We start from the raw sequence: 17729 nt of genomic DNA, 5'->3' as shown, positions 1-17729 counted from the left end.
CATTTTATTTTTATGATCCCCGGACCGATCCTAATCATCCAGGGAATGCATCAGGGGCAGTTCCAGAATAAACGTTGTTCCTTCGCCAACCTTGCTCTCCACGCGGATCGTGCCGCGGTGCAGATCCACGAGGTGCTTGACGATGGACAGGCCAAGTCCTGTCCCACCTGAGCTGCGGGATCTGGCTTTATCTACCCGATAGAACCGTTCAAAAATTCGCGGTAGATCCTTTTTAGGGATGCCGATACCCGTATCGCTAACGAGAATACGCACCTTCTCCTCGTCCCCGCCTTCGCCTATGATGCTTGCGGAAACGCGCACTTTCCCGCCTTCCAAGGAATAGCTGATCGCATTGGACAGCAAATTCATAAAGATTTGCCGCAGCCGATCCTCGTCCGCTTCGATAAATAAATGCTCGGGCACGTCATGCGACATCGAGATCGACTTCTTCTCCGCAGCCGGGAGAAGCACTTCATAAAGACTGTCAAACAGCTCGCTTAACTGCACGGGCGCGTACTCCAGCGGCACCCGCTTCGATTCGATTTTGGACAGCTCAAGCAGGTCGCCAATCAGCCGGTTCAACCGGTCGCCTTCATCATAGATGATCTGCAGGAAGGAACGGGTGGTCTCCTCGTCCTTCACCCCGCCGGCGAGCAGCGTTTCGGCAAAGCCTTTGACCGCGGCAATGGGCGTCTTTAATTCGTGGGATACGTTGGCCACGAATTCGCTGCGCATCCGTTCCAGCTTGCGGATTTCGGTGACATCCTGCACCAGGAACAACATGCCGCGATAGTTGCCGTTATCCTCAAACATCGGCACCCCGTCGAAATGCAATATTTTCTCCTCGGGATCGTAGACGTTGCGTTCTTCCTGTACCGCTTCTTTCCGGGCGATGCCTTCCTCCATAAATTTAACGAATTCGTAATTTCGCTTGAGCTCCTGATACGGTTTGCCTAACACCAGCTCGCCCTTGGTATGGAGGATGCGTTCCGCTTTCCGGTTAATCAAGGCGATATGCTCGGTGGCATCTACCATAAGAATACCGCCGGTCATATTTGCGAGGACGCTTTGCATCAAATCCTCGTTATCCCGGATCCGCTTGAGCTGCTGCTGCAAGCTGTCCGCCATTCCGTTTATTGCCATGCCCAGTTGACCGATTTCGTCCTTACGGGCCAGCTTGACTCTCGCGTCGTAATCAAATCGAGAGATACGGTGGGCTACGCGAGTAATTTGTTCCAGCGGCTTCGTTAACCCCGCCGCCACCCGGTAACTCACCAGCCCCGCGATGAGGAATAGAACAAGCAACGCGCCAAACAGCCACATCCAGGCTTGGGCTAGCCCCTCCTCCACGTCAGCCAAACTCATCGAAAGACGGATATAGCCGTCAAATTCGCCGGCGGTCACGCGCTGGGCGACGTACAGCATATTTTCGCCGATCGTTTCGCTGTACCGGATCGCACTCCCGACGTTCCCGCCCGCTGCAGATTCAATCTCCTGACGATGGGCATGGTTATCCATATGCTCAGGATTGGATTCCGAATCGCCAACAACGTTCCCGTCCAGGGTAATGAACGTGACTCGGGAACCGGTCAGCTCCTCGAATTGCTTCGCTTGACGTTCGTAGTAGGCCTGGGCCTCGGGATTCCCTTGGGCGGAAACGAAATCCACGGTAGCTTCCAGCAAGTTAATTTCCCGGGCCATATTGTCCTCCAACGCCCGAATATGCATATTCTTAAACATCTGGGCCATCGCCAGGCCGGCAGCCAGCATGGAGATGCCCAGCAAAATCATCAGGATGAGGGTTAGGCGCGAGCGAAAGGTTTTCATGTTTATTTAAACACCGGATCCTTAAATGCGGCGAGCTTCGCCAACGAATCTTTCTCCACGCCTTCATGCAGGCTGTCCCCGTGCGAATCCATCGTTACGATCGCCGCAAAACCTTCGACCTCGAGATGCCACATCGCTTCCGGAACGCCAAATTCCAAGAAATCAACGCCGTTGACTTTCTTGATACATTCCGCATAGTACTGCGCTGCCCCGCCAATCGCATTCAAATACACGCCGCCATGCTCTTTCAAGGCAGCTAGCGTCTTCGGCCCCATGCCGCCCTTGCCGATCACGGCGCGGATGCCAAATTTCTTCATGATATCCCCTTGATACGGTTCTTCGCGGATGCTGGTTGTTGGTCCGGCCGCCTTCACGTGCCAACCTTCCTCGTCTTTCAGCATGACCGGTCCGCAGTGGTAAATGACCGCACCGTTCAAATCCAACGGGGCGTCGTGATCCATTAAATATTTGTGCAGAGCATCCCGTCCAGTGTGCATTTCCCCGTTGATGATCACCACATCGCCCACCCGCAGGCTGCGGATTTGCTCTTCCGTCACTGGGGTTTGCAGCACAACTTCTCTGCTGGCTGGCGCTGGAGTCCCTTCGGCAGCTGCTCCTGTTGCAACCGATTCAAGCTCGCCGTCCACCGGCACCTCGCTGCCGCGTTCATAAAGCCATTCACGGATCGCCCCGGTTGCCGGATCGATCTCCACGCCCTGACGGCGGAACGCCCAGCAGTTATAAGCAACGGAGACAAAGAAACTTGCCGGAAGCCGGTTAATCGCCCCGATTTTGCAGCCTAAGAGAGTGACTTCCCCGCCAAAGCCCATCGTTCCGATACCCAACTGGTTGGCGGTTTCCATAATATATTTTTCAAGTCGGTCCAAATCCGGATTTGGGTTCACGTCATCCAGCGGGCGGAACAGTTGCTGTTTAGCCAGCTCGTATCCCGTCGTACGGTCGCCGCCGATGCCCACGCCAAGAAATCCTGCGCTGCAGCCTTGCCCCTGCGCTTGGTACACGGCATGCAGGATACATTTACGGATGCCGTCGAGGTCCCGTCCGGCACGGCCCAGCCCCTCCAGCTCGGTTGGAAGGCTGTACTGGATATTTTTATTTTCGCACCCGCCGCCTTTTAAGATCAGCCGGATGTCGATCGAGTCCTGCTCCCATTGCTCGAAATGAATGACTGGCGTCCCTGGGCCTAAATTGTCTCCGCTGTTCGCTCCTGTGAGCGAATCTACCGAATTGGAACGCAGCTTGCCTTCTTCCGTGGCGCGCTTCACCGCGGCGTGAATCGCCTTTTTCATTTCAATTTGATTCGCCCCTACCGGCGTGTGTATCATAAACGTGAGCATCCCGGTATCCTGGCAGATCGGTGAAACCTGCTCCTCCGCCATCCGAATGTTCTGCGCGATGGTCGACATGGCCAAACCGGCCCGTGTCGCCCGGTTTTCCAAGGCACGGCCCCGATTCACTGCACGCCGAACGTCGCCCGGCAATTTCGTTGAAGCTTCCACAATCAATTCGTATACGCTTTCTTCAAACTGGTGCATGATCCAAGATTCCCCTCTCCCTGCCATCTTGTTTGACCCTTTGGCGCGTAATATCCTTCATCACATGGTGTCGTTAACCTATCGCATTCTTCAGATTAATAATAACATAAGAACTCGTTTCGGTTGACGATTTCTGTCCAAAATCAGCTCCGAAATGAGTGAGAATTATCACTGAAGAATTCCTTTGAAAGGCTGAATCGGCGAAAAATACGGAAAGAACCCTCAAGCTTGTTCGGTACTGTGCCGAATCTCTTGAGGGTTCGATTGCATGGGTTGATCCAATCTCAGAATCTCAGCCCGAAGGCTAGCCGTTTACAATCTCACCGCCGTTGATATGCAACACCTGGCCGCTCATATACGAGGAGTCGTCCGAAGCCAAGAATACGTAAGCCGGAGCCAGCTCCTCCGGTTGACCGGGACGTTGCATCGGCGTTGTTCCTCCGAACTCGGATACCTGCTTCTCATCAAAGGTAGACGGGATGAGAGGCGTCCAAATCGGTCCAGGGGCAACGGCATTCACCCGGATGCCTTTGCTCCCAACGACGTTCATCGATAACGCCCGCGTGAAGCTGACAATCGCCCCTTTGGTGGCGGAATAGTCAATGAGCTGCGGGTTGCCTTTATAAGCCGTTACCGATGCGGTATTAATAATCGAGCTGCCCTTGCGTAAATGCGGCATCGCTGCCTTGGTCAAATAAAACATGGAGAAGATGTTCGTCCGGAATGTCTTCTCCAGCTGCGCCGACGTAATGGCTGTAATGTCCGGCTGCGGATGCTGCTCAGCAGCATTGTTCACCAGGATGTCCAAGCGCCCGAGCTCCTGTACCGTCTGTTGTACAGCCTTCTCGGCAAACGCTTCGTCGCCGATGTCACCGGCGATCAACAGGCATCTGCGCCCTTCCTGTTCGACTTCCTGCCGAGTCACGTTCGCGTCCTCGTGCTCATTTAAGTATACGATGGCCACATCGGCCCCCTCTTTGGCGTAAGCTACGGCCACAGCCCGGCCAATGCCGCTGTCGCCTCCGGTGATCAGCGCTACTTTGTCCGTCAGCTTGCCGGCAGCCTTGTAATTCCCCTCATAAACCGGGCGCGGGTGCATCTCGGCTTCGACGCCGGGCTGATGATTTTGATGCTGAGGCGGCAAGGTTTGCTTCGCTTGTCCGTTACCTGCCATTGCTGCATCCTCCTTTACGGTAATTGGTGAAATAGGTACGAACGTACCTGTCCACTCACTCACCTCTTAGGATAGCCTGACAGCCCCAGCTTATCCGTCTACGATTTCCAATGGATCCCGAATCGCTTAAACAACCACTCTGCATCGCGCTTCCGCAGGGAGGCAAATTTCTCCTTCCGAGCCAAAGCCCGTTGGCTGAGCTGGTCCGCTTCCAGCAGCTCTCCGCCAAACGCTTGACTCACCTGTTCCCGGCAAACCGAGATCAGTTCATCCCCAAAATGTAAATAAGCAAGGGTCATTAGATCCACACCCCACATTTCCCGGCTATTGTCATAGGGGAAATTCTGACGGAACACCTGCATTAACGTCACATCCGGGACGATGCGACAGGTTCCACCCTGCAGCCAAAGCCTCAAGGAAAATTCAGCCGTCTCCACATCTTTGCCGAAAAAGCCGTCCACCATCCCCTCCATCTCCCGAAACGTATCATGCCGGACCGCAAAGCATTCCCAGGACAACCACGGGATGTCCAGATTCTGACCTGCACTCTGGATCGGGTAGCGGCGCAACAAGCCAATCATCCCTCCGACGTCCTTACCGGCCGGGGCAGTAGAGCGTTCACTCTTCTCAAACGCAGGTGACACGGCATCGGCTTGTCCCTGCATCAGCGGCTCCAGCAGCCGCTCCATCCATCCGTCATCATAATATAAATGAGAGCCACTGAAGATCAGGTAATCCCCTCTCGCATGCGCTGCGCCGAGATTGCGCGCCGATGTTCCGGGCTCTCCCTTGATCCGTTGAATCGGCCGATCGAACCGGTAATTCATCAAAAAATCACAGCACCCGTCAATCGAACCTTCATCAACGATAATCACTTCATAAGGCAAGGTCGTATGCGACACTTTCAAAGATTCCATCGTCGTGTACAAATCGATTCCGTTATTCTTGACAGCGATAATAATTGAAACTGAAGTTGATGAGGAAGACATACATGATCTCCTTATATTTAGTTAGAATAAATAATAGGATATAATTTAAAAAATCCTGTAATTCCATAATAACCCAATTCGTACTTGCAGTAAATACAAACAAAACCTGTAGTTTATTATCTTTCCATCAGGTTCTAACTTAAGGTAAATACAGGAGGGGTAATATGGATTACGAGGCATTGGGGAAAAGGCTGCGTCAAGAACGGCATAAAATGCACTTGACCCAGGAAAAACTCGCCGAACGCATTGAAGTTTCGGACGCATACATAGGACAAATCGAACGGGGAGAACGCAGTTTGTCCCTGGAAACGCTGGTGAAATTGGCGAATCAATTGGGCGTTACCGTTGATTATTTGCTCCACGATTCGATTGAGATCAGTGACGACCATTTCTTGGATCAGATCCAACAGATCGTCATGAACCGTTCTACGAAAGAGAAACAACTGGCGCTCGATATTTTAAAATTAATGTTCACCCATTTGGACGAGTTAAAAAAAGCGAATCAAAGTCCTTCCTAACCAAGCGCCAACGCGGCTTAAAGCAGCGTTCAGCAAAAAGACCTACCGGTAAATCTACCGGCAGGTCTTTGAACTTTTCGATTAAATAATGGTGCTGAACACCATAAAGAACGAAATAAGCAATACCGTCACGGAGAGCAGAGCGCTTAATGTACGCAGCTTCCCTTCCTCCGCCGTCACGGTTTGATTCTTACGAATTCCTTCCAGCGCCAAGCGCAGCGGCTTGGCCATAATTCCGCTAAACGCGCCGATCGCCAGGTACAAGATGACGATCACAATCATCCACGCGACGGAGTAAGTGCCTTGTCCAATCAAATAACCGCCCGTCAACAATTGGATGATCAGCCCGATTTGCGCGTACCGGTTCAGGGAGATCACTGCCGATACCGTCCCTTCCTGAGCCGCCAGCGACAATTTGCCGATTCGGCCGAGCACAAACGGCAGAACCAGATAGAAGCCAAGCGCCAATGCGCCGACAATATGTAGGAATAACATGACTTGGTACATGACCTAACCGTCCTTTCGTGTCAATTACATTTATTATAATCTATTTTATTTATGGATGGAAACAAAGGATGGAAACCAAAGAAATCGCTGAAGGACAAGGCAAAAAAAGCCCTCCCTACCAAACGCTAGGGAGGGTCTACATCAACGGAGATTGCCCTGCTAAAGCTTAAAATGAACGATTACATGTTTTTGATGACATGATCAGCAAACTCGGAGCATTTCACTTCCGTTGCTCCGTCCATCAAGCGGGCAAAGTCGTAGGTCACCGTTTTGTTATTAATCGAAATTTCCAAGCCTTTATAGATCAGATCCGCCGCTTCTTGCCAGCCCAGATGCTCCAGCATCATGACGCCCGACAGAATCACAGAGCCCGGGTTCACCACGTCGAGATCCGCATACTTCGGAGCTGTACCATGCGTTGCTTCGAAGATCGCATGTCCGGTGACGTAGTTGATGTTAGCGCCTGGCGCGATACCGATGCCGCCTACTTGCGCTGCCAAGGCGTCGGACAAGTAGTCGCCATTCAGGTTCAACGTAGCGATGACGTCAAAATCCGTCGGCCGCGTCAATACTTGTTGAAGCGCAATATCGGCAATTGCATCTTTCACGATGATTTTGCCTTCGGCTTCTGCCGCTTTCTGCGCTTGGTTCGCTGCATCCACACCGGACTGTTCCTTAATCCGGTCGTATTCGGCCCAAGTAAACACTTTATCGCCGAATTCGGCTTCCGCCACTTCATAACCCCAATTCTTAAACGCGCCTTCCGTAAACTTCATGATGTTGCCTTTATGCACCAGCGTAACGCTCTTACGGCCATGCTTGATCGCATATTCAACCGCTGCGCGAACAAGACGCTTCGACCCTTCTTCCGAAACCGGCTTGATACCGATACCGGACGTTTCCGGGAAGCGGATTTTCTTCACGCCCATTTCGTTTTGCAGGAAGGCCAGCACTTTCTTAACTTCCTCGGAGCCTTCTTTATACTCGATGCCGGCATAGATATCCTCCGTGTTCTCGCGGAAAATCACCATGTCCACGAGCTCAGGATGCTTCACCGGAGAAGGCACGCCTTGGAAATAACGGACCGGACGAAGGCAGACGTACAAGTCCAGCTCCTGACGGAGCGCCACGTTCAGCGAGCGGATGCCGCCGCCGATTGGCGTAGTCAACGGTCCTTTAATGGCCACAATATATTCACGGATCGCCGTCAGCGTATCCGCTGGCAGCCACTCCCCGTATGTATTGAAGGCCTTTTCGCCGGCGAACACTTCATACCACGCGATTTTCTTCTCACCGCCGTAGGCTTTCTCCACGGCGGCGTCGAGTACGCGTTTCGAAGCTCTCCAAATATCACGGCCAGTCCCGTCGCCCTCAATAAACGGAATGATCGGGTTGTTAGGCACCTGGAGCTTCCCATTCTGAATCGTAATTTTCTCGCCTTCAGTAGGAAGATCAAACTTTTCGAGTTTCAACATTTTTACGTTTTCCTCCTTCAAGTCTGTTTGCTGCATCTCACGGTCTCCATTTTACCACAATGTTCCTTGGAGCTCCCGTATTGCTGTTTATCTTAATTCGATAGGAACGTATTTCTGATTGGTAGCACCGGTATATTCCGCACGAGGACGGATCAAGCGGTTATCTTCCAACTGCTCCAGAATATGAGCTGTCCAACCGGACAAGCGGCTGATGGCAAAAATCGGCGTAAACAGGTCACGCGGAATGCCCAGCATCGTATATACGGAAGCGGAATAGAAGTCAACGTTCGGCTTCAGCCCTTTTTGCGCGGTGACCAGCTGTTCCACTTTGACGGACATATCGTACAACGTGGTATCGCCCTTCAGAATGCTCAGCTGACGGGACATATTTTGCAGGTGTTTTGCGCGCGGATCGCCGTTTTTGTATACCCGGTGGCCAAAGCCCATAATTTTCTCCTTATTGGCCAGCTTCTTCTGAATATACGGCTCTACTTGATCGAGCGTCCCGATCTCGGCCAGCATATTCATCACCGCTTCATTGGCGCCGCCGTGCAGCGGTCCCTTCAAGGTGCCAATCGCGGAGGTCACTCCGGAGTAAATATCAGACAGCGTTGCAATCGTTACCCGTGCAGAGAACGTCGAAGCGTTCAACTCGTGGTCGGCATGCAGCACCAGCGCTTGATCCAAAGCGCGAACGGCAATCGGATCCGGTTCCTCGCCGGTCAGCATGTACAAGAAGTTGTGTGCGATCGATACGTTCTTCAGCGGAGCGACAGGCTCCTTACCTTCCCGGATCCGGGCAAACGCGGCAATCAGGGTCGGTATTTGGGTTTGCAGCTTAATCGCCTTTAATTGGTTGCTTTCGCGGGAGTTGTCATTGGCGTTCTCATCATACAAAGCAAGAGCCGATACGGCAGTACGAAGCACTGCCATCGTGTTAGCAGTCTGCGGATACAGCTTCATCTGTTCTAGCACCGCTTCAGGAACTTCGGCGTAATCGCTGAATTGCTGCTGCAGGCGGTCCAATTCGGCTCGATTAGGCAATTTGCCGTACCACAACAAATAAGCTGTTTCTTCAAAACTCGCACGTTCCGCCAATTCGTCGATATTGATACCACGATAAGCGAGAACGCCATCATGAATGGAGCTGATCGAAGAGGTTGCCGCAACAATGCCTTCCAGGCCTTTCGTAGCTGTCATGATTCATCTCTCCTTTGTTAACATTTTGTGAGCAAACAAGCCCATGAAACACTCTCAAAATTGAAAGTTTTAAATTTTCGAAGTTAACCAATAACAGGCCTATAATTGCAAAAATAGAGCTCCACCGCTTACTTCTTCATCATACTGGATTTCCGAAAACATGGGAACCGCTTCAGCACCGCCGGGTACATTAAATGATTTTATCACAACAATAAAGAAATTTTGTAAACGATTGCAGTTGTGCAATGAATTATATCACAACTTCCAAAAAATGTGCACTGCGGAATATTCGAGGTGGACAAATCATAGAGTTGAACTAGGACAGGTTTCTGGGAAAAAGGGGAGATGCCACTTGGATCACGTGATCGTCAAGCGCGTGCTGCGCGGCAGCTGGATATGCATTGTCCTCATCGTCTCCGTCCTGGCGATCTACTGGCTCCTCCCGCTCGGTTATCCATTTCTTATCGCCTGGCTGATCGCCTATGCGATGAATCCGTTGGTCCTGTGGTTCCAAAGACACTTGCAAGTGCCTAAATGGCTGGCCGTGACGCTTTCATTGTTCATTTATGTAGGCAGTGCAGGAATCATTGTGTCAGCGGCCTTAACGCGGCTGGTCAAAGAGCTCATTCATTTCGCCGAATCCTTTGATCACCGGATCGCCGAGTGGAGGAATCTGCTCATCTCATGGACGCAAAGCGAAGGCATTCAGTCGATCATTACCGAAATCAACCGGTTTATTGCGGATAACCCTGGCTATGAAAATACGATCCACAAAAACATCGACAATACCGCTGAAAGGTTCGGATCGTTTGTATCCCGTCTTATCAATCACGTCTTGGAAACGATCGTCAACCTGCTCTCCTCGCTCCCGAATTTAGGGGTGATCCTCGGGGTGATCCTGCTGGCCACCTTTTTTATCAGCAATCATTGGGAGCGGGATATGCGATTTCTGGCCGCCTCGGTCCCTGCGCCGTTCCGCAAAACCGTAGGCGCCATCTGGCGCGACCTCCAGCGGGCGTTATCGGGTTATCTGCGCGCGCAATTTATCATGATCTCGATCACCGCATTTATCGTTCTCATCGGCTTGCTCATCCTCGGCGTCGATTCCGCCTTCACCTACGCCCTGCTGATCGGCCTTGTCGACCTGTTGCCCTATCTCGGTGTCGGTACAGTGATGATTCCTTGGCTCATCTACGCCTTTGCCACCGGTCACGACACGCTGGGGATTGGACTGGCCGTCTTGTACGGCGTCATCCTGCTGGCCCGTCAGCTCATTGAACCAAAGGTCCTGGCCAGCAGCGTAGGACTTGATCCCCTGCCCACGCTGATCGCCATGTTTGTTGGGCTCAAGCTGTTTGGCGTATTGGGACTGATCATCGGTCCGGTGACGCTGGTCATCCTGGGTGCTGCCGTCCGTGCAGGTGTTGTCCGGGATTTGCGGAACTATATTTTGCATGGTCGATTGAGATAGAATTAGCTTCACGCTTGAAAAAAAAAAAGGCATCCCGTCCCTCCGAGACGAGATGCCTTTCTTGACTTGTTTAGGGGCTGCCTGCCACCAGAGTTAACGGCGGAAATACGTAATCGTTCCGTCCTTGATCTTCTTGCTGACCCATTTCATCAGCGGGATCCGATAGAGAATACGCGTCAGCGGAAACACCATCGTAAACCCAATGATATCGGTAATGAAGCCAGGGATCAGCAGCAGAATCCCGCCGGCAAATACGCATAAGCCATCTAGGACCATTCGTCCCGGAAGTTGGCCGCCGCTCATCTGAGCTCGGGCATCCGCGAGCACCTTACGTCCTTCAAATTGCATCATCAACCCGCCGATGACCGAAGTCGCCAGCGTCAAAAATATCGTCTTCCCAACGCCCAGCTTCTCGCCGACGTACATATACCCCCAAAACTCAACAATCGGAATCAACACGATGAGAGCGGCTATCCATTTACGCATATCAGGACTCCTTTATCACATTCCTGTACTTGTATTTTACCGCCTCCGCGTCACATAATCAAAATTTTACGGTTTTCGGGCTTCCTCCAACGCCGCGTACCATTCCGGGAACACCTTCTTGAACTGCACCGGTTTGAAATCCTCGCGGCGAACGACATAATGCGAAGAAGAACCCTCGACGCACAACGTGCCTTCCCCGTTATACACCTCATATCCGTAGGCCGTTTTAACCCCGTTGTTCTCAATGACCCGGGTCTTAAGCAGGACGGTATCCCCGTACCGGATCCCGCGTTTATATTCTACTTTCATTTCGTGAACGGGCGAGATATACCCCGCCTGCTCCATATCGAAATAATCGAAGCCGAGATTCCGGCTCAGATGCAGCCTCCCCTGCTCGAACCACTCGATATAACGGGCATGGTAAATGATCCCCATCATGTCAAACTCCGAATATTTCGGCTCAATAGACAGTTCGCATACGTACACGATTCTCCGCTCCTTTCTGATTTGCCTGATGCTGCCGCAGGTACAGTTCCCGTTCCCGCGGCAAAAAAAGCAATGGTCCCTCAGCGGGCCCCATTGCTTTCTTTGTGACTTGAAGTCGATGTATATAAACCTTAAGCTACTTGCGGATTTGCCCGATTTTCACCAGATTCGTGGAACCGGAACGTCCGAGCGGTACCCCGGCAGTAATGACTACGAGGTCGCCTTCCTTCACCAGTCCGGAATCCAAGCCGCCCTTCATCGCTTTGTCGAACATTTCGTCCGTCGTGCTGGCGATATCGCCTTTCACCGGCGTTACGCCCCAGTTCAGGGCCAGGCGGCGCAAGGTTTGATCTTCCGTCGTCACAGCGATAATTGGTGCTTTCGGACGATATTTGGAGACCATCCGTGCCGTATAACCGGTTTCCGTCGAAGTAATGATCGCTTTCGCGTTCAGCTCCAGCGCCGAGTTGGCAACTGCTTGGCTGATCGCTTCGGTTACGGTCGTTTGTTGGGCATTGCTTTGCTTCAAGAAGATTTCACGATATTCCAAAGCGGATTCTGCTTTCTCTGCGATGCGGGACATCGTTAGCACCGATTCCACCGGATATTTCCCGGCAGCCGTTTCACCGGAGAGCATAATTGCGTCCGTACCGTCAAAAATCGCGTTAGCCACGTCGCTGGCTTCTGCGCGCGTAGGTCTTGGGTTGCGTTGCATGGAGTCAAGCATTTGCGTTGCTGTGATGACCGGTTTGCCAACACGGTTACATTTCTCGATCATGCGTTTTTGCACGAGCGGTACATCTTCCGCAGGAATTTCCACGCCGAGGTCACCGCGAGCAACCATCAGGCCGTCAGATACTTCCAGGATTTCATCAAGGTTGTCCACACCTTGTTGGTTTTCGATTTTAGAGATGATTTGAATATGAGTTGCGTTGTGTTGCTCCAGCAGTTGACGAATTTCAAGCACGTCGCTCGCTTTACGAACGAAGGAAGCGGCAATAAAATCGATGCCTTGCTCGATCCCGAACTTAATGTCGTTAGCGTCTTTCTCAGTGATGCCTGGCAGGGAAATGTTTACGCCGGGTACGTTCACGCCTTTTTTGCTCTTGATCGTTCCGCCATTGACGATGCGGCATTTGATTTCCGTTCCTTGAATGTCAACGACTGTCAAACCAATCAAACCGTCGTCGATCAGAATCGTCGAACCGACTTCCACATCTCCAGGAAGATCTTTGTATGTGATGGAAATCCGGTTCTTATCGCCGAGAATTTCTTCGGTCGTCAAGGTAATGAATTCATCCTGTACCAGCTCGATAGGCTCTTCTTTCAATTTACCGGTACGGATTTCAGGACCTTTGGTGTCCAACAGTATGGCGATCGATTTCCCCAGCTCCGCACTCGCTTGACGAATATTCTTGATCCGGTTCCCATGCTCTTCGTAATCACCGTGGGAGAAGTTCAAGCGAGCGACGTTCATTCCGGCCATGATCAGCTTCTTGATGTTTTCTAACGATTCACTAGAAGGACCGATAGTACATACGATTTTTGTTTTGCGCATTTGGGTTTCCTCCGTTTAAAATAGTTCTCTCTATATAATCTTTTCCAACAACTAAATTTACTACAGTTTTGTCGATTTGTATAGGAAGTTTATCATATTGTAACGAACTATCCATGATTACGCGCCTAACGACTTGGCTAAGCGCAGGGATTCTCGGCATCTAAACTTCCAGTATTTCCTGAAAACAGCGAAAATAACCTTACCGCAGGTCCCGTAGGTTCCCCCGTAAGGTTATCGCTGTGAAACTTTAACTTGGCTTGGCAGTTTGAACTTTCGAAGCCGCCTCCGGTTCGCTTGGCGCTTCTGAAGACTTCTCATCCTCAGGGATGCCGGCGACCTCAGCCACCGTTTCCGGCACCACAGTTTCCTGTGCCTTCGGCTCTTCTGCCTTGCCTGCCACCTGAAACTCGCCGATTTTGCGGAACTTCCGATAACGGTCCTCCACCAGCTCATCGGGATTCAAGTTGGACAGTTCTTCCAAATGACGAAGCAACGCCTCTTTGATCGAGGCGGCTGTCGAATCGTAATCCCGGTGCGCGCCGCCGCGCGGTTCGGGAACAATCTCTTCAATGACGCCCATCGCGAGTAGATCTTGGGCGGTGATCTTCATCGCTTCCGCCGCCTGATCCGCCTTGGAGGCATCCTTCCAAAGGATCGAGGCCGCTCCGTTTGGCGAAATAACGGAGTAAATGGCATTCTCCAGCATCAGCACGCGGTTGCCTACGCCAAGGGCGAGCGCGCCGCCGCTTCCGCCTTCTCCGAGAACAACGCAGATGATCGGTACCCGCAGCATCGACATCTCGCGCAAATTCCGAGCGATCGCTTCCGATTGCCCGCGCTCCTCCGCCGTAATTCCCGGATAGGCGCCCTTCGTATCGATAAACGTAATGATCGGCCGCCGGAACTTGTCCGCCTGCTGCATGAGTCGCAGCGCCTTGCGGAAGCCCTCCGGATGAGCGCTGCCGAAGAAGCGGGCGATATTATCCTTCGTATCCTTGCCCCGCTGCTGTCCGATCACCGTTACCGGTACGCCGCCCAGCTTGGCGAGCCCGCCAACGACGGCCAAATCGTCACCAAACACCCGGTCCCCGTGGAGTTCGATGAAATCTTCAAAGATCAGGCCGATCATATCCAGGGATGTCGGTCGCTGATGATGGCGGGCCAGGTGCATCTTTTGGGAGGGAGAAATGTTGCTGTAGATCTCTTCCTCCAGCTGCCGGTAACGCTCTTCCAAGCGCGCGATTTCTTCTGTAAAATCGATTCCCTTCTCTTTGCCAAACTGCTCCAATTCGGAAATCTTCTCACGCAGCTTCACAAGAGGCGTCTCAAAAGGCAATTCGCCTGCCATTTATACTCCTCCCTTCACGCCGTGCAATTCTAGCAATTTCGCCAGCGTCGATTTCATATCCTTGCGGTGCACGACAAGATCGATCTGACCATGCTGCAGGTTAAATTCCGCCGTCTGGAAGTCGTCCGGAAGCTTCTGACGGATCGTCTGCTCAATAACGATTCTTCCGGCAAAACCAAACACGGCCCCGGGCTCGGCCACAATAATGTCGCCAAGCATGGCAAAACTAGCCGATACACCACCCGTCGTCGGGTCTGTAATGACTGAGATATATAAACCGCCATGTTCGCTTAATCGGGCCAAAGCGGCGCTCGTCTTGGCCATCTGCATCAAACTTAGGATACTCTCTTGCATCCGCGCTCCGCCAGATGTGGAGAAAATGATCATCGGCAGGCGTTTTTCGATGGCCGTCTCGATCGCACGCGTAATTTTCTCCCCTACAACCGATCCCATGCTCCCGGTGAAGAAATCGAAGCTCATCACGGCTGCCACGGCAGGATAGCCATGGATGGTCCCCTCGCCGGTCACCACCGCTTCGCGTAATCCCGATTTCAAAGCCTGCTGCTCCAGCTTGCTGGCATACCCCGGGAACTTCAGCGGATCGACCGAGATCAGGTCGGCATCGTACTCCGTAAAGCTGCCTTCATCAAAGGTATAGCGAATCCGATCCAGAGCGTTCAGCCGCATATGGTGTCCACAGGAAGGGCACACCATCAAATTCTTCTCCAGTTCTTTGCTGTACTGAATCGCGCCGCAGCGGCCGCATTTATTCATCAGGCCTTCCGGAATTTCGCGTTTGGGGCGATCTGCCTGCGGCGAGCCCTCTTCATTGCCGGTTCGTCCTGAGGGAATGGTCGCGTACTTCCTCTTCTTCTGAAACAAATCTTTGAACACAACTACACCTCTTCAGCCGTTTATTTATCGTAGCAGTTCCACAAAGTCTATAAAAACCCAGACGACCCTATATGAACCCGCACTTCTAGGCCTCATCTGCACTAGGAATCTCGAATCCCTTTGCTATGGATGCAAAATCGAATTCAACACTTCTTGCACTTCTTCCAGTTCCCCGGAAGGTACTAAAATCTCATATTGCTGTTTGGATAAATTAACAGGACGTGTTTGGACAAGGAAGCCTTCTTCGGTGAGTTTCGTCTTGATCATGTCCGCAACTTTCGCGGTAGGCGCAATATACATAACAGTCCACATGCCCTTTTCAAAGCCCCCTAACCTAATCTTTGAGCCCGTATAATAGAGTAATGATAACATAATTTTCAAAAATCCCGCAACAAAAGGAAACCCGCGCCGAAAGCGGCTCGCGGCACGGATTTGCCGCAGAGCCCGGCGCTAGGATCAAAGTTACAGGGGGCATTTCTCTGTAAGCTGTTATCAGAGGAAATGGGTTAAGGGCGTTGGATTAGGGAGGCATCTCGTCCAAAGGCAAGCTGCTCTAGTTCGTTTAAGAGGGACTGGATGGGTACGTAGCGGCCTGTTCATGCTTATGGGCGATCCGGGCGGAAGCCGCGGCAGCGAGACCGGCGACTAAATCGTCGAGAAAGACGTGAATCCGTTCGCCGCGATTGTTCAGCTTCCCAATGATCTCCGGTTTGACCTTGTCCAAATAGCCGAAGCTCGTCAGGCCAATCATCCCAAACACGCTCGTTATGCCGAGCGCCATCGTCTCATCCACGCCATAGAGCGGTTCGTCGGCCTCCAGGATTGCCTGCAGCGGCTCTGGAAGCCGCTTCTGTTCGGCCAGCTCATCGAGGGCGATTCCCGTAAACAGGGTATATTGAACCTCTCTCTTCTGCAGCACGGCTTTGACGCTCTCCAAGCATTGGTCCAGCGTCAGATCGGCATGATACGCCGTTTGCAGCGAATGCACAATTTGAGCGATATCCTCCAGCTTCACTCCGCGGCGCAGCAGCTGCGCTTTCGCCAATTCATATGTCATCGTATCTTCCTCCCTTGATCCCGGCGCAACCGCCGCTGCCGGTATTTGTCGCGATGGGGTTGTAGTCACGCTGCGGGGTGCTGTCCATCTGTCGATTGTCTACGCGTTGTGAACGTAACTTCCAGTTGTTGATGTCAAGCAGGTGCTGTTGCAAGATAGTTGCTAGTTGCTGATGTCCGATAGTTGCTGACATCAGACATGTGCTGGCGTCAGAAAGGTGCTAGCACCATACAAATGCTGGCGTTAATCAGGTGCCAATGTCAATCAAGTGCGAGCGTTACTCAAATGTCAACGTCAAATAGCCGACGCACCTCTTGAGCAGCGGTACCTGCTCATTTACTGATTCCAATCGATGTGGACCGTTGTGGCCAGTTGTGGAGCCCCCGCTTGTTGACGATGCCGGAATTCATTTCATGATCGATTCTTGGTCATTCGTGTTCCTAAGTGTATGCACCACCCTCCGAAAATGTTCGTTAAAACTTGTCCCTTGCTGCGGATCTGCTCACCAAGCGCTAATGGCATGTCCCTTTCTCCCGTCGCCCACCAACCGCTCCTCGCCAAGACGAAGCTTACCGGCGCTAACGGACCTCAGCGACGCTATTTGCCCATTTCCCGCACATTTCCCGATGTAACGGACTCCACGGTCGTTATTTAACTCTAAACAGGAGATTCCAGGCGCTATGAGAAGAAATAAGGTCTCTCAGGTCCGTTATTTTGCCTGTCTTCTCGTAAATGCTGGAATAACGTCGCTGGAGTCCGTTGCAACTGATGTGGGGGTCCGGCAAATTAAAAACCCGGCACTGCACACATGTGCAGAACCGGGTTTTGGCAACCGGGTAATGGCGACTCTAGATTGGCAGATCGCCGTCATTTGATTTTGACCGTGTCGGGGCCAAGCATCTGCTCCATTTCACGGATCAAAGCGGGCGAAGGCTTGATGCTGTAGCGCTCGTTCAAGGCCAAGAGCTTACCGGTGCTTTCGTAGAACAGCACCGTCGCGATCGGGCCGGGATGCCGCTCCAGCAGCAACTTGAGCCGCTCCAGCAGGCGCGCGTTCTCCGCCGCGGCCGTGATCTTGATGAAGACGCGCTGCGCCGGCGTCTTCTCCCGCTCGCGCCGCGCGCCCGACGCGGGCGCGGCCCCCGCCGCCGCGGCCGGGGCGGTCGGCCGCGCAGCGGCGCCT

General features: G+C 52.4%; 17 protein-coding genes. 2 read left to right on the top strand and 15 right to left on the bottom strand.

What is annotated here, in order from left to right; genetic code table 11:
- Positions 1-30: 30 nt before the first annotated feature.
- From pnpS to M3G15_RS02750, 4 genes are all read right to left on the bottom strand, one after another.
- Positions 31-1827 (bottom strand): two-component system histidine kinase PnpS, encoded by a 1797-nt coding sequence (gene pnpS, locus M3G15_RS02765; protein WP_036646475.1) that lies wholly within the window; start codon positions 1825-1827, stop codon positions 31-33.
- 2 nt (positions 1828-1829) lie between these two features.
- Positions 1830-3383: a fumarate hydratase gene (locus M3G15_RS02760; protein ID WP_009226755.1), complete on the bottom strand. Its 1554-nt coding sequence runs from the start codon at positions 3381-3383 to the stop codon at positions 1830-1832.
- A gap of 304 nt (positions 3384-3687) precedes the next feature.
- Complete coding sequence (locus M3G15_RS02755; protein WP_260069998.1) at positions 3688-4557, bottom strand: SDR family oxidoreductase; 870 nt, start codon at positions 4555-4557, stop codon at positions 3688-3690.
- Between the two features lie 98 nt (positions 4558-4655).
- Positions 4656-5546, bottom strand: a complete 891-nt coding sequence (locus M3G15_RS02750; RefSeq protein ID WP_260069997.1) for a glycosyltransferase family 2 protein — start codon at positions 5544-5546, stop codon at positions 4656-4658.
- Between the two features lie 164 nt (positions 5547-5710).
- Between M3G15_RS02750 and M3G15_RS02745 the strand changes: the two genes are divergently transcribed.
- Positions 5711-6064, top strand: a complete 354-nt coding sequence (locus tag M3G15_RS02745) for a helix-turn-helix domain-containing protein (RefSeq protein WP_009226752.1) — start codon at positions 5711-5713, stop codon at positions 6062-6064.
- Between the two features lie 81 nt (positions 6065-6145).
- Here M3G15_RS02745 and M3G15_RS02740 read toward each other — a convergent pair whose 3' ends face one another.
- From M3G15_RS02740 to citZ, 3 genes are all read right to left on the bottom strand, one after another.
- Positions 6146-6571, bottom strand: a complete 426-nt coding sequence (locus M3G15_RS02740) for a hypothetical protein (protein ID WP_009226751.1) — start codon at positions 6569-6571, stop codon at positions 6146-6148.
- A 179-nt stretch (positions 6572-6750) separates the two neighbouring features.
- Positions 6751-8046: an NADP-dependent isocitrate dehydrogenase gene (gene icd, locus M3G15_RS02735; protein WP_260069996.1), complete on the bottom strand. Its 1296-nt coding sequence runs from the start codon at positions 8044-8046 to the stop codon at positions 6751-6753.
- 87 nt (positions 8047-8133) lie between these two features.
- Positions 8134-9246 (bottom strand): citrate synthase, encoded by a 1113-nt coding sequence (citZ, locus tag M3G15_RS02730; RefSeq protein WP_009226749.1) that lies wholly within the window; start codon positions 9244-9246, stop codon positions 8134-8136.
- Positions 9247-9598: 352 nt separating this feature from the next.
- Between citZ and ytvI the strand changes: the two genes are divergently transcribed.
- Positions 9599-10717 carry a sporulation integral membrane protein YtvI gene (ytvI, locus tag M3G15_RS02725; protein ID WP_009226748.1) on the top strand — a complete coding sequence of 373 codons (1119 nt, stop codon included), beginning with the start codon at positions 9599-9601 and terminating at the stop codon, positions 10715-10717.
- Positions 10718-10810: 93 nt separating this feature from the next.
- Here ytvI and M3G15_RS02720 read toward each other — a convergent pair whose 3' ends face one another.
- The 8 genes from M3G15_RS02720 to M3G15_RS02685 all read right to left on the bottom strand — a co-directional run.
- Positions 10811-11203, bottom strand: coding sequence for an FxsA family protein (locus tag M3G15_RS02720; RefSeq protein ID WP_009226747.1), 393 nt, complete (start codon positions 11201-11203; stop codon positions 10811-10813).
- Between the two features lie 66 nt (positions 11204-11269).
- Positions 11270-11689, bottom strand: coding sequence for an acyl-CoA thioesterase (locus M3G15_RS02715; protein ID WP_009226746.1), 420 nt, complete (start codon positions 11687-11689; stop codon positions 11270-11272).
- A gap of 136 nt (positions 11690-11825) precedes the next feature.
- Positions 11826-13247 (bottom strand): pyruvate kinase, encoded by a 1422-nt coding sequence (gene pyk / locus M3G15_RS02710; RefSeq protein ID WP_009226745.1) that lies wholly within the window; start codon positions 13245-13247, stop codon positions 11826-11828.
- A 247-nt stretch (positions 13248-13494) separates the two neighbouring features.
- On the bottom strand, positions 13495-14595 hold the full coding sequence (locus M3G15_RS02705) for an acetyl-CoA carboxylase carboxyltransferase subunit alpha (protein ID WP_009226744.1): 1101 nt from the start codon (positions 14593-14595) through the stop codon (positions 13495-13497).
- Complete coding sequence (gene accD / locus M3G15_RS02700; RefSeq protein ID WP_009226743.1) at positions 14596-15489, bottom strand: acetyl-CoA carboxylase, carboxyltransferase subunit beta; 894 nt, start codon at positions 15487-15489, stop codon at positions 14596-14598.
- 123 nt (positions 15490-15612) lie between these two features.
- On the bottom strand, positions 15613-15801 hold the full coding sequence (locus M3G15_RS02695; RefSeq protein WP_009226742.1) for a hypothetical protein: 189 nt from the start codon (positions 15799-15801) through the stop codon (positions 15613-15615).
- 250 nt (positions 15802-16051) lie between these two features.
- Positions 16052-16546 (bottom strand): phosphatidylglycerophosphatase A family protein, encoded by a 495-nt coding sequence (locus tag M3G15_RS02690; RefSeq protein WP_009226741.1) that lies wholly within the window; start codon positions 16544-16546, stop codon positions 16052-16054.
- An 867-nt stretch (positions 16547-17413) separates the two neighbouring features.
- Positions 17414-17729, bottom strand: a 316-nt coding sequence (locus M3G15_RS02685) for a hypothetical protein (protein WP_260069995.1), incomplete at its 5' end; no start/stop codon positions are given.

This window comes from Paenibacillus sp. p3-SID1389, assembly GCF_025151705.1.
In the GTDB taxonomy this organism is placed as follows: domain Bacteria; phylum Bacillota; class Bacilli; order Paenibacillales; family Paenibacillaceae; genus Fontibacillus; species Fontibacillus phoenicis.
The sequence above is the reverse complement of the archived record's forward strand: the minus strand, read 5'-3'. Positions and strand labels throughout refer to the sequence as shown.

Coding starts and splice junctions, on each gene's coding strand:
- pnpS (WP_036646475.1), bottom strand. CDS start 1,827: ATGAAAACCTTTCGCTCGCGCCTAACCCTCATCCTGATGATTTTGCTG.
- M3G15_RS02760 (WP_009226755.1), bottom strand. CDS start 3,383: ATGCACCAGTTTGAAGAAAGCGTATACGAATTGATTGTGGAAGCTTCA.
- M3G15_RS02755 (WP_260069998.1), bottom strand. CDS start 4,557: ATGGCAGGTAACGGACAAGCGAAGCAAACCTTGCCGCCTCAGCATCAA.
- M3G15_RS02750 (WP_260069997.1), bottom strand. CDS start 5,546: ATGTCTTCCTCATCAACTTCAGTTTCAATTATTATCGCTGTCAAGAAT.
- M3G15_RS02745 (WP_009226752.1), top strand. CDS start 5,711: ATGGATTACGAGGCATTGGGGAAAAGGCTGCGTCAAGAACGGCATAAA.
- M3G15_RS02740 (WP_009226751.1), bottom strand. CDS start 6,571: ATGTACCAAGTCATGTTATTCCTACATATTGTCGGCGCATTGGCGCTT.
- icd (WP_260069996.1), bottom strand. CDS start 8,046: ATGTTGAAACTCGAAAAGTTTGATCTTCCTACTGAAGGCGAGAAAATT.
- citZ (WP_009226749.1), bottom strand. CDS start 9,246: ATGACAGCTACGAAAGGCCTGGAAGGCATTGTTGCGGCAACCTCTTCG.
- M3G15_RS02720 (WP_009226747.1), bottom strand. CDS start 11,203: ATGCGTAAATGGATAGCCGCTCTCATCGTGTTGATTCCGATTGTTGAG.
- pyk (WP_009226745.1), bottom strand. CDS start 13,247: ATGCGCAAAACAAAAATCGTATGTACTATCGGTCCTTCTAGTGAATCG.
- M3G15_RS02705 (WP_009226744.1), bottom strand. CDS start 14,595: ATGGCAGGCGAATTGCCTTTTGAGACGCCTCTTGTGAAGCTGCGTGAG.
- M3G15_RS02695 (WP_009226742.1), bottom strand. CDS start 15,801: ATGTGGACTGTTATGTATATTGCGCCTACCGCGAAAGTTGCGGACATG.
- M3G15_RS02690 (WP_009226741.1), bottom strand. CDS start 16,546: ATGACATATGAATTGGCGAAAGCGCAGCTGCTGCGCCGCGGAGTGAAG.